The organism is Streptomyces nigrescens (assembly GCF_027626975.1).
In the GTDB taxonomy this organism is placed as follows: Bacteria; Actinomycetota; Actinomycetes; order Streptomycetales; family Streptomycetaceae; genus Streptomyces; species Streptomyces nigrescens.
The window spans coordinates 9,110,132-9,121,572 of record NZ_CP114203.1 but is presented as its reverse complement, the minus strand read 5'-3'; the positions used below and the strand labels follow the sequence as shown (position 1 = coordinate 9,121,572).

General features: G+C 68.7%; 9 protein-coding genes. 3 read left to right on the top strand and 6 right to left on the bottom strand.

Translation table 11 applies throughout. From position 1 onward, the window contains the following. Positions 1–35: 35 nt before the first annotated feature. Entirely contained in the window at positions 36–1,244 is a 1,209-nt protein-coding gene (gene fabV, locus STRNI_RS39395) for an enoyl-[acyl-carrier-protein] reductase FabV (protein ID WP_277413016.1), read from the top strand. Between the two features lie 503 nt (positions 1,245–1,747). Here the strand turns inward: fabV and STRNI_RS39390 are convergent. After that, positions 1,748–2,218, bottom strand: coding sequence for an ATP-binding protein (locus STRNI_RS39390; protein WP_148588151.1), 471 nt, complete (start codon positions 2,216–2,218; stop codon positions 1,748–1,750). A 516-nt stretch (positions 2,219–2,734) separates the two neighbouring features. Between STRNI_RS39390 and STRNI_RS39385 the strand changes: the two genes are divergently transcribed. Further along, a complete protein-coding gene (locus tag STRNI_RS39385; RefSeq protein WP_277413015.1) occupies positions 2,735–3,406 on the top strand; it encodes a LysE family translocator in 672 nt (223 codons plus the stop codon). Between the two features lie 119 nt (positions 3,407–3,525). Here STRNI_RS39385 and STRNI_RS39380 read toward each other — a convergent pair whose 3' ends face one another. The 3 genes from STRNI_RS39380 to STRNI_RS39370 form a co-directional block, all read right to left on the bottom strand. Next, a complete protein-coding gene (locus tag STRNI_RS39380) occupies positions 3,526–4,944 on the bottom strand; it encodes a purine-cytosine permease family protein (protein ID WP_159491752.1) in 1,419 nt (472 codons plus the stop codon). A gap of 155 nt (positions 4,945–5,099) precedes the next feature. Next, entirely contained in the window at positions 5,100–6,893 is a 1,794-nt protein-coding gene (locus tag STRNI_RS39375; RefSeq protein WP_277413014.1) for a coagulation factor 5/8 type domain-containing protein, read from the bottom strand. A 289-nt stretch (positions 6,894–7,182) separates the two neighbouring features. After that, positions 7,183–7,395: a hypothetical protein gene (locus STRNI_RS39370; RefSeq protein ID WP_266437452.1), complete on the bottom strand. Its 213-nt coding sequence runs from the start codon at positions 7,393–7,395 to the stop codon at positions 7,183–7,185. A gap of 62 nt (positions 7,396–7,457) precedes the next feature. On the opposite strand from STRNI_RS39370, the gene STRNI_RS39365 reads away from it, so the two are divergent. After that, positions 7,458–8,093, top strand: coding sequence for a hypothetical protein (locus tag STRNI_RS39365; protein ID WP_277413013.1), 636 nt, complete (start codon positions 7,458–7,460; stop codon positions 8,091–8,093). A gap of 286 nt (positions 8,094–8,379) precedes the next feature. Here the strand turns inward: STRNI_RS39365 and STRNI_RS39360 are convergent, their stop codons facing one another. Continuing rightward, a complete protein-coding gene (locus STRNI_RS39360; protein WP_148588147.1) occupies positions 8,380–10,215 on the bottom strand; it encodes a glycoside hydrolase family 15 protein in 1,836 nt (611 codons plus the stop codon). 99 nt (positions 10,216–10,314) lie between these two features. Beyond that, on the bottom strand, positions 10,315–11,322 hold the full coding sequence (locus STRNI_RS39355; protein ID WP_277413012.1) for an ArsR/SmtB family transcription factor: 1,008 nt from the start codon (positions 11,320–11,322) through the stop codon (positions 10,315–10,317). Positions 11,323–11,441 lie beyond the last annotated feature (119 nt).

Genomic DNA, 11,441 nt, shown 5'->3' with positions numbered 1-11,441 from the left:
GCCCCTTGCTCCGCGACGACCGAAGGACGTGCCTCATGAGCGAACGAGTCATCACCCCGCGCAGCCGCGGCTTCCTCTTCCTCGACTCCCATCCGGCCGGCTGCGAGCGCCTGGTGCAGGAGATGTGGCAGGCCGTCCCCTCCCCCGCCGAGGTCCCGAGCAGCGCGCCGGTGGCACTCGTCGTCGGCTCCTCGGCGGGCTACGGGCTGGCGGCGACGATCGCCGGCCTCGCGCGGGCGGGCATCCGCGGTATCGGCGTCTGCTTCGAGAAGGCCCCCACCGAGCGGCGCACCGCCACCGCCGGCTGGTACCGCACCGCCGCCACCGCTGAACTCGCCCGCCGGCACGGTCACGAGATGGTCTTCCTCAACGGTGACGCATTCTCCGACGCGATGAAGGACCAGGTCGCGGAGGTGCTCCGGGAGCGCTTCGGCCGCCTGGACCATCTGGTCTACTCGGTCGCCGCCCCGCGCCGCACCGACCCGGACACCGGCGCCACCTACGCCTCCGCCCTCAAGCCCATCGGCGAGGCGTACCGCACCAAGACCCTCGCCTTCGACAGCGAGGGGGCTCCGGAGGTCAAGGAGGTGGAGACGGCGCCGGCCACCGAGGACGACATCGAGCAGACCGTCGCGGTGATGGGCGGCGCGGACTGGGAGCGGTGGATCGACCACCTCGCCGACCGTGAGCTGCTCGCCGACGGATTCACCACTGCCGCCCTGTCCTACATCGGCTCCCCTCTGACCGACGGGATCTACCGGCAGGGCACCATCGGCGCCGCCAAGTCTCACCTCGAAGCGACCGCCCGTACGCTCAACGAGCGCCTGGACAAGCTGGTCAGCGGCCGCGCGGTCACCTCCGTCAACGGGGCCGCGGTCACCCAGTCCTCCACCGCCATCCCCGGCATCGCGCTCTATGTGGGCCTGCTGCGCGGCGTCCTGGGCGACGCCATGGTGCCGCCGATCGCCCAGCTGGCCGGCCTGTGGGACCAACTCACCGGCGCCCGGCCCCTCGAAGTCGACGACGACGGCCGGGTCCGTCTCGACTCCTGGGAACTCAACAGCGCGGTCCAGGCCGCCGTGACGGAGCGGTGGGAGACGGCCACCACCGACACCATCACCCGCCTCGCCGACCTCGACTGGTTCCACGCCGAGGTCCAGCGGCTCTATGGCTTCGCGGTACCGGGAATCGACTACGCGGCCCCGACCGCCACCCAGGTTCCTTGGCCGGACACCCTCTCCTGAGCGCGGGATGAATTCCGCCGAGCGCAACGAAGCCTGTGAAAAGAAGGCCATCGAGTGGCCCTCGGCGCATGCGATCAGACTTCCGCCTCCGCCGATCTGCCGAGTAACTCAGCGAGCCGTAAGGATTGTTGACGGTGCCACAGATTCGGCTGGCTGCGACAACACGGCACCATCGAATGCGGATTCCGCCGGGAAGGAATTCGGTCAACAACTGGGCACCGTCGCCACCGCTTCCGGTCTCGTCTCCCCTGACGCCCTCGCCGATGGGGATACAGGCTGATGGATGGCGGGAGTTGCGGCTGCCCGATGCGTTCGGTCACACCGCCATTACCCAACAGGGAAGCGCCCCGGCCGCCCGGCTCCCACAAGAAGGCTCATAGCCGGACCGTGCTCGGCACCGGTGTCGCGGATTCCGCGCATCCCTCGGCAGTATTCACGATTCACGGGGTCACCCGATGAGGGTGACCGGAATCACGGAGAAATGCGGGCCGGACGGTTCGCTCTCAGGCCGTGGCTCTTGCGTCACGGTCCGACTCGCCGGCGCCCGAGGCACCCTGGCGGGAGATGACCGCCGTCACAGTTTTACCGGCCGGCTTGCTGCGGACCTCCACGGATGCCGCGAGGCGGCAGACCATCGACCATCCGAAGCCGCCGCCCTCTCCGGTCACATCGGGCGTGCGGGGGCGGGGCAGAACAGGGCTGGAGTCGCCCACGGCGACCACGACCGACTGCGGGCCGGACGTCAGCCGCAATGTGCAGAGCTTGCCACCCGCATGACGTACGGCGTTGGTGACCAGTTCGGAGACGACCAGGATCACCGCGTCCCTGGCGTCCTTGTCCAGGGATGGCTCCAGACGCTCCAGAAACGTGGCCGCAAGGTGCCGGGCGGGCCCGACGGCTTCGGAATAGCAGTCCAGTTGAAGCTCCAGCACCGGCGACGCCGTGACCATGCGCGGAGCCTCGGCGGTGCACATGATAAAGCTCACCTCGTATCGCGTCGACTTACCTTCAGATCGGAAAGCGTGCCCTCTTCCCGAGGTGTCAACCACACATTTCCGAGTTCGGAAGAAAATGTTTGCTCTTCGCAACATCGGAATGATCGACCCCGGCCCGCACCGACGGATACGGGCAAGCGGTGTGCCGCGGAACACCTCACCGGAGCGGAAGCCGGGCGGTGAGCCCGGTGACCGCTACGCCCCTCGGGCCTGCCCTGCGATTCCGGCACCGAAAATGATCAGTGCGGCGGCATCGAAAGAAGGGGAACCACAGTTGTCATCCTCCGGACAATCGGGTGCCCGAATCCGTCGCGGGCACTCGGAAATCACTCCCGGTTTGCTTCACGATCCGTCGGGTAAAAGGGTGTGCATTCCTTTCGTTGCACGGGCGGGCCGAATGACGCGGCAGCCGGGACTCGCCCGAGGGGCGCCGGGCCTGGTCACGGCTCCCCCAATCGCCCGCGGCCGCCCCTCCGTCGTCGCTAGCCTCGCGCCATGCTCACCGCCACGCTCGCGTTCGCCGGAGTCGCCGCCCTCATCAACCTCACGCCGGGCCTGGACACACTGCTCGTCGTACGGACCTCCGTCACCCACGGCCGGACCGGCGGCCGGGCCGCCGCAGCCGGCATCATCACCGGCTGCCTCGCCTGGGGCCTGGCGACCGCCGTCGGGCTGACGGCGCTGCTCACCGCGTCCCGCCTGGCCTATGACGCCCTGCGCATCGCCGGCGCCGGGTACTTGGCGTGGCTGGGCCTTTCGGCGCTGTGGCGGTGCAGGCGACAAAAGGCGCATGACGGACAGAAGCACCCCAAAGGTGCCGCCATGGCCACTTCCGATGAGGAGCCCGCCGGTTCATTCGCGTCCGGAAGAGGGTCCGCCTTCCGGGCCGGGCTCGGCGCCAACCTGCTCAACCCCAAGGCAGGCATCTTCTACATGAGCCTGATCCCGCAGTTCATCCCTCACGGGGCGCCGGTTTTCGGCACCACCCTGCTCCTCACGGCGATCGATGTCATCGAGCTGGCGCTCTGGTACCGGGTGGTCTCCAGCGCCGCCTCCGTGCTCAGCGAACGTGCCACGCGCCCGTCGTCCCGGCGCCGTATGGAACAGCTCAGCGGCGTCACCTTCCTCGGCTTCGCCGCACATCTCCTCCTGGCCGATCGCACCTGACACGTCACCCACCAACAGCTCCGCAGAAGCGGCGCAGGCGCCCCGGACGCCGTCGTGAGGAGAGCACTACGCCCGACGGCGGGTGCGACACTCCTCACCGGCCACACCGTGCGCCCGGCTCACCCGCCCGTGCCCGGGGCAGCCACGACCGGCTCCGCCGCCTCGCCACTAGCAGTGCGGGCAAAAAGCCGCAAAGGCGCATAGACCGCCACAGAGACCAGGAATGCAACGTAGTAGGCGAAATCAGCCCCATGCAGCGCGGCCGCGACCGGGCCGACGAACAGGGTGGTGTCCATGAAGGGCACGGCCGCGGCGAAGGCGGCGACGAAGGCGACACAAGCGGGCCACCAGGGCTGGGGGCGGCCGAACTCGGCCTCGACGTCGATCGGCGCGCCGCGCCGGGCCTTGGCACGCAGCCGCGCGTCGACCAGCACGATGCCCACAAACCCGGGGATCCAGTAACCGACGAACAGCAGCAGGTTCTGGAAGCGGAGCGTGGTGTCCGCGGCGTGCATCCAGAGGACGAGCAGGAAGCCGAGCACGGCAGCCGCCCCTGCGGCGAGCGGCCGTGGAACCCGGATGCCGGCCGCCTGCAGTGCCAGCGAGCCGCTGTAGTCGTTCATGGCGTTGCTGCACACCGCCGCGGCCGCAATGGCCAGCAGCCCGAAGGCGCCTAGGACGCCACCGCCCAGCAGCCCGTGCACCCCGGCGGCGGTCTGGTCGGTGAACAGCTCGGCTCCCCACAGCCCCAGCGCCTGGACCCAGGCGAAGGACAGCACCATGCCGAGCAGGGAGTACCAGAACATCCGGGGCCGGGACGTCGTACGCGGCAGGTAGCGGCTGAAGTCCGAGGCGTACGGCGCCCACGAGATGGCCAGGCTGAGTGCGATGGTGCTGGTCAGGACGAAGGCACCGAGACGCTCGCCGCCGTGCGCCGACCCCGAGACGGGGAGCGGCACACCGGACAGCAGCTGCACGCTGAGGACCAGGAACGCGGCGCCCAGCACGAAGGTCATCACCGTCTGGAGCTGATGGAGGGCCTCGTAGCCGAAGACGCCGACGACCCCTTGGAGCAGCAAAACCACCAGTGCCCCCAGCCAGAACGGCCAGCCGAGCAGCTGGGCCAGCGCCTCGCCGCCGAAGAGGCCGATGAGCGCGTCCCAGGCGACGGAGGAGAGCCACTGCATGATGCCGGGCAGGGCCACCCCGCGCCCGAAAGCGAGCCGCGAGAGCGGCAGCTGACCGGTTCCGGTCTGGCTGCCCCACGTGCCCAGGTAGGCGGCGGGGACCGCGCCGACTACCGTGCCGAGCACCATGGCGGTGAAGGCCGTCCAGAAGTCCAGCCCCAGCGAGATGCCGACCGTGCCGGAGAACACTCCGGTCATGGTGAGGTTGGGGGCGAACCAAACAGTGAAAAGACGGGCAGCCTTTCCGTAGCGGTTGCTTTCGGGCACCGGCCCGATTCCGTGCCGTTCGACCGCCAGGTCACCGGGCCGGGCAGGCATCCGCCCTCGGAAGGCGGATTCTTCGATGGTCATGACTCTCCAGGCATCAACAGATGCGCCCTACGGTAGGCCGGACAGCCGGCCTGCCCGTCACGGCCCCCTGGCACGGCACCGCCACCGCTGCCGTTACCGTGCGGAGGCCGACGGAGGACGAGCCGGTCGTATACGGGTCCCGGGGTCCCGGCGGGTCACGGATAGGAAACCACCGTGGACGGCACTGTCGAGGTGCCCGAGGTGGGAGCGCCGATGCTGTTGATCACGTGCTCGTACTGCCCCTTGCCTCCCAGGGAGACCACCAGCAGATGGTGGAGCTTCACGCCAGGTTTGGCGGGCGCCTGGAAGCCGTGGTCCTGGCGGATGGTGGGATCCACGTTGTAGTAGCAGTAGCTGCCCAGGCCCCACCCTTCGTGGGCGGTCACGCCATCAGCGATCTTGTAGGCGGCGTACCCCTTGATGTCGCCGTTCTGTATCGCGGCCTGATTGGGCGCGTCGTAGGCCTTCTCGTTCTGGAAGAAGACCGTACGTCCCCGTTCGCCGCGCCACTCCACGTCGTACTTGTTGAAGTGCTCGACGAAGAGCCCGGTCGCCAGGACGTCGTCACCGTTCACACGAACCCCGTGGTCGGCCCGGTTCGTCTCCCAGCCCACGCCGTCCCCGTGATCGGCCCGCCAGACCCAGGTGTGGTCGATGAGGGTGTGGTTGCTGTTGATCACCATGCTGGTGGTCGCCTTGCCGGGGCCCGCCCCGCCGATCCGTATGAAGACGTCCTGGACGGTGGTCGGATTGGCGGCGTGGTCGGCGGACGCGCCCTCGGGGCCGACCTCCAGCAGTGTGGCGGAGTTGACCGGGCCGGCATCGATCAGGAATCCGGCGAGTCGCACCCCGTCGACGTCGGCGACCTTCATGGCCGTCGCACCGTTGTCCGGAACGAGGGTCGGGTACCCCAGCCCCAGCACCACGGTGTTCGGGCGCCGCACCTCGACCGGCCGGTCGAGGTGGTAAATCCCGGGTGTGAGCAGCAGGTTGAGGCCCTGGGACAGTGCCGCGTTGAGAGTTGCCGCGTCCACGCCGGGTTTGGCCACATAGAACCGACCGAGCGGAAGGGACTCGCCCCTTGGCCTGCCACTCCCCCAGGTCGTGCCGCGGGCATTGGTGCGCTTCTCCGGGAGGAAGACCTTGTAGTCCGCCCCGTCGAGATAGAGGAAGGGCTTTTCGCGGGAGACCGGGGTGGTGTCGAGGGTGGTGTACGGCGGGTCGGGGAAGCTCTGTGCGGGGGCTCCCTCGACGCCGGAGAACACCATGTTCCACACGGCGTTGTTCCAGCCGCCCACCGAGCTGTCACGGGTGTACCACTGCTGCTGTGAGTAGGGGGCCACGCTGCCGTCGATACGGCTGTCGGCGATATAGCCGCCGCTGGCCCAGCCGTAGCCGTCCGGCGCCAGGTTCAGTCCGCCCTTGATGTGCATCCGCCGGAACGGCGCCGCCTGTGCCACCGCCCACCGGTTGGTGCCGTTGACCGGGTGGAGCGTGAGGTTCTCGGCCGAGCGCCAGAAGTTCTGTGTCGCGTTGCCGTTGAACCAGCCGGCGTCGACGGTGACATCGCCGTGGAACGTCGTGTCACCGGGCGACAGTCCGAGGCCCGCGATCGAGGTGTAGAAGCCGATCTGAGCGTTCAGGCCACGGTACGTCCCCGGTTTGAAGAGGAGCGCGAATCTCCCCTCGCCGAACTGGGCCGACTCCTGCCGCTTGAAGATCTCGTCGACGGTGCCCTGAATGTTGGGCGTGGCGGGATCGAACACCAGCACATTCGGGCCGAGGTCGCCGCCGCCCGGCAGCGCGCCGGCGGCAGGCGCTGCGGACGCCCGGCCAGAGAGGACCGGCAGGCCCGCGGCCGGAACGGCAGCTGCCATCGCGGCCAGCACGCTGCGGCGGGAGGGCCTCGGTGCGCGGGGCGCCGAGCCGGCAGTGGGGGGTGTGGGCATAGCAGCTCTCCTGATTCAGGAAGTGAACGATTGAAGTTCATGGGAGCGCTCTCTTGCCCGATGCATGTTCACCATGTGTGAACGATGCGTCAAGAGTTCTGTCAGGAATCGGGGGACTTGGACTGACCGTTCGTCAAGTGACGTGGGGATTCAGGCCAGTTGACGCTGTATCACCGAGGGCCGGCTGGGGCTTCGCCCGTTGGAGTCTCAGCGTTCAGGAGATGTCACTGCACGCCGAGCGGGGCGGCCTCAGCGGCTCACCGCGTCACCGCGTCACCGCGTCACCGCGTCACCGCGTCACCGCGTCACCGAGCGACATCGCCACCACGGTGTGGACCGACCGCCGCTGCCGGTCCTTGCGTACCTCGTCCTCGGCGAGGCCCGGCACACCCTGCCGCTGGAACCCCGCGCGCAGTTGCTCGGCCCGTGCCGCCCTGTCTTGGTTACCGGCTTCGTTTTCGGCTTCGTCGTCAGCTTCGTTTCCGGCTTCGTTTCCGGTCATGGCCGGAAGCTTACGAGGGGTCCCGAAGGCGGGGCGGTCGGGCGTGCGTAGACTCCGGCGGCATGCCCCTGCCACAGAATTCTCCGGCCCCGGACGCGACCGTGGTACGCACCGGGCGCCGCGGCGCACTGACCGCTCTCCCCATCTGTCTGATCCTGGTCGCACTGGGCCTGGCCGGGGTGGTGGGGCTGGTCATGCTCGCCACGGGTACGACGAAGGGCGAGGTCACGGCGCCCGGTGTGGCCGGTCTGGTGATGATGCTGGTGTTCGGCGCGCTCGGGGTGCTCTTCGGCATCCCGGCCTGGCACGGCAGGCGCGCGGCGGTCATTGTCGACCGCGCGGGTGTGTGGCTGGACAACGGCAGGGCACGGCAGATCATCCCGTGGGACGTGCTGGCCGGAGTCGGTATGCAGTGGAGCCAGTTCGGGCGGCGGGTGAAGCAGTACTCCATCGAGCTGTGCCCCAGCGGCCCGATCGACGACCGTGATCCGGTGCTCTGGGCCCTGGTCCGCGACGAGGAGCCGATCGGCCCCGGTCTGCCGCGGCTGCGCTACCGGCTTCCGGTTCCGCCCGGCAGCCAGGAGCAGGTGACAGCGGCGGTCCGGCGGTACGCCCCGCCGCACCTCTGGCTGGGAGAGGCACAACGCGAACCCGGCCACCTCGGCCGCCCGGACCCGAGCCGCCGCCCCGGGCGCTGAAGACGCGCCGGCCGACGAACGACGAAGGCGACGGAGACCCGAATCCGCCCGAAGAAGGCGGCTGGGGCGCACCGACGTGCGAAGGACAATGCGCCTCAGCCTTTCCCCGCCATCGGGACGGGTTCTCAGCCGACGGTAAAGCCGCGCGCACCGCGACGCCATGTGGGGACTCCGTACGGGGCGCCCGGGGTGACGCGAAGAGCTCCGCACTCTCCGCTTTTGCCCACCGGGCCTGCCGGGCCACGGAATTCTCGCTCGCGCAGCAGATCGGCCACTCCTGCGGGCCTCAGCCCAGGGCACGGTCGAGGTTGAATGCGGCGCTGATGAGTGCCAGGTGGGTGAAGGCTTGGGGGAAGTTGCCGATCTGCTCGCCGGTGCGGCCGATTTCTTCGGCGTACAGGCCGAGGTGATTTCCGTAGGTGAGCATCTTCTCGAAGGCGAGCCGCGCCTCGTCCACACGGCCGGCGCGGGACAGCGCCTCGACATACCAGAACGAGCAGATCGAGAAGGTGCCTTCCTCACCGCGCAGCCCGTCCGGGCTGCCGCCCGGGTCATAGCGGTAGACCAGGGAGTCGGACACCAGCTCCTCGCCCAATGCGTCCAGGGTGGAGAGCCATTTCGGGTCCGTCGGGGAGATGAACTTGGCCAGCGGCATCATCAGAACGGCGGCATCGAGAACGTCGTCACCCTCGTGCTGAACGAACGCCATTCGCTTGCTGGACCAGCCACGCTCCATGATCCGCCGGTAGATGGCGTCCCGGGCCCTCCCCCAGCGGAGCATGTCCGCCGGCAGCCCCCGGTGCGCGGCGATCCGCATCGCCCGTTCCAGCGCCACCCAGCACATCAGCTGTGAGTACAGGAAGTTCTGGGTTTTGCCGCGGGTCTCCCAAATACCTTCGTCCGGCTGGTCCCAGTTGTCACTGACCCAGTCCACGAGTTTGCCGACGGTGTCCCAGTGCTCGCTGGACAGCGGCTCGCCCCATTTGTCGTAGAGGTAGAGGGAGTCGATAAGTGCCCCGTAGATATCCAGTTGGAGCTGGTTGACGGCGTTGTTGCCGATCCGGACGGGGCTGGAGCCCAGGTGTCCCTCCAGGTGGAGGAGTTCTTCCTCTGGCAGTTCGCTGCGGCCGTCGATGCCGTACATGATCTGCAGTGGGCCGTGGGCGCAGTCCGTGAGGCAGATGTTCTGGGACAGGAAGTGCACAAACGCCTTGGCCTCATCGGTGAAGCCCAGTCTGAGCAGCGCATAGATGCAGAACGCGGAGTCTCGCACCCAGGCATAGCGATAGTCCCAATTCCGCTCGCCGCCGATCTGTTCGGGCAGGCTGGTCGTGGGAGCGGCCACGATGGCGCCGGTCGGCGCGTAGGTGAGGAGCTTGAGGGTCAGCGCGGAGCGGTGCACCATTTCCCGCCAGCGTCCGCGATAGCGGGAGTGCGACAGCCAGCTGCGCCAATAGCGCACCGTGGCGCCGAACAAATCCTCCGCCTCCGACAGCGGACAGGCCCGTGGCTCCACCCCGTCACCGATCCGGTCGAGGGCGAACACCGCGGAACTGCCCTCGTCCAGCGTGAACGAGCACCAGGCATCCGGACCGTCGATCTCGACCGGAACGCTGGACGTCAGCGCCAGCGAAAGGGCCGGGGAGTCGAATACGGTCTGGCCATGCCGGGAGCTCACGGTGTGCACGCTTCTCCCGTAATCGAAGCGCGGAGCCACCCGGGCGATGAACGGCAACGATCCGCGCACACAGAGCACCCGCCGGATCAGCCGATGACGGTCCGCCTCACGGGAGTCGTCGACGATCGGCATGAAGTCCTGGACCTCCCCGACACCGTGGTCCGCGAAGAAACGCGTGATCAGGATGTTGGTGTCGGGAAAGTAGAACTGCTTCGTCCGGGCGGGCACGTCCGCGGCCAGCTCAAAGGCTCCGCCGCGATCGGCGTCCAGCAGCGCCCCGAAGACACTGGGCGCGTCGAATCGTGTACAGCAATACCAGTCGATGGTGCCGTTCGTACCGACGAGCGCAGCAGTGCGCATATCGCCGATCATCCCGTGCTCGGCAATGGGCGTGTAGCGAAGTGCGTCCGCCTTGCTGGGGCGGAGGCTCACACCGGCGGTCATATGCCCTCCCCGGCGTTGGGGAGCAGATGCAGTGAATTCAGATTACCTCTCAGGGAATGCGGGCGGCGAGCGAGGCAGCTCGGTCACCGCCCCTCCTTCCTATGGTGAACCTCGGTCACTCACCGTGACAGGACGAGTCCCCTGACCAGGACACTGCACCAGCAGACTCCCCAGCGCCGTGCGCCGGTGCAGGACCGCCCGTCCCGCGCGGGTGCTGGTGATCAGGCCGGCGCCGCGCAGTGCGGCGGTGTGGGCGGAAGCGGTGGCATTGCTGACGTTCAGCCGCCGGGCGAGTGCGCTGGTGGTGTGTTCCTCCCCGAGGAGCAGCAGGGTGTCGAAGCGGGTCCGTCCGAGCACACCGGCGAGCGCCTCGTCCGAGCCGACCGCCCCGCCCGGCGAGAGCGGCAGACCCGGTCCGGCCGGATAGGTCACGGCCACGGGGCGGCCGGGCAGGTCGGCGATCAGGGGAGGGCCGGTCCAGTGGAAGGTGGGCAGCAGCAGTACGCCGCGACCGCCCAGCGTGATGTCGCGCTCGTAGGACGCCTCGAATTCCCAGACGTTCTCGTGCAGCCGGGCGCCCGGGACGAGTTCGGTGAGTGCGGCGCCGATGCCGTGTTCGGCCACGGTCAGGGCATGGCGGGTGAACTCCGCCCGGTGGAGGTCCTGCACCAAGGGCCACACCGGGCGCAGCGCCGTATCGAATGCCGCATGCTGTGCCCGGCGGAGGAGGCGCCAGGCGCCGCCGTCGCCCCGGTACAGATCGCGGAGCCACAGCGGAGCCGGGGTCGGCTGCCGGGCATATACCCGCTCGATCTCGGCGCGGACCAGCTCCGGTGGCGATGCTCGGACGGTGTCCAGTCCCTCCTTCAGAGAGTCGCTGAAGACATCGAGGAAGTGAGGTGCCACCTCGGCGGGAACCAGGTCACTCAGCGGCTGGACGGTGGGCGGCAGGGACTGGAGCAGCCGTCGTCGCCAGCGGCCGAAGAGCAACGTGTCGTCCGGGGAGCACATCTTCATGAGGGCCACGTTCAGCTCTTGCAGCGGAGCCGGCCGGGAAGCGAACCGGACCCGGGCGAAGTCGGCAGCCGTGAAATGGACCCGGATCACTACTCTCCCTGGTGGCGCATCGCCATCGTTTCGGGCAGGGCCTGAACGATGGTCCGTCCTCCCTGCTGGGTGCCAACCTCCAGGTCATGCCCCCTTTATTCATTCAGGGGCCGCCGGAA

Excerpts from the sequence above, each read along its gene's own strand:
- fabV (WP_277413016.1), top strand. The coding sequence starts at position 36 with ATGAGCGAACGAGTCATCACCCCGCGCAGCCGCGGCTTCCTCTTCCTC.
- STRNI_RS39390 (WP_148588151.1), bottom strand. The coding sequence starts at position 2,218 with ATGTGCACCGCCGAGGCTCCGCGCATGGTCACGGCGTCGCCGGTGCTG.
- STRNI_RS39385 (WP_277413015.1), top strand. The coding sequence starts at position 2,735 with ATGCTCACCGCCACGCTCGCGTTCGCCGGAGTCGCCGCCCTCATCAAC.
- STRNI_RS39380 (WP_159491752.1), bottom strand. The coding sequence starts at position 4,944 with ATGACCATCGAAGAATCCGCCTTCCGAGGGCGGATGCCTGCCCGGCCC.
- STRNI_RS39375 (WP_277413014.1), bottom strand. The coding sequence starts at position 6,893 with ATGCCCACACCCCCCACTGCCGGCTCGGCGCCCCGCGCACCGAGGCCC.
- STRNI_RS39370 (WP_266437452.1), bottom strand. The coding sequence starts at position 7,395 with ATGACCGGAAACGAAGCCGGAAACGAAGCTGACGACGAAGCCGAAAAC.
- STRNI_RS39365 (WP_277413013.1), top strand. The coding sequence starts at position 7,458 with ATGCCCCTGCCACAGAATTCTCCGGCCCCGGACGCGACCGTGGTACGC.
- STRNI_RS39360 (WP_148588147.1), bottom strand. The coding sequence starts at position 10,215 with ATGACCGCCGGTGTGAGCCTCCGCCCCAGCAAGGCGGACGCACTTCGC.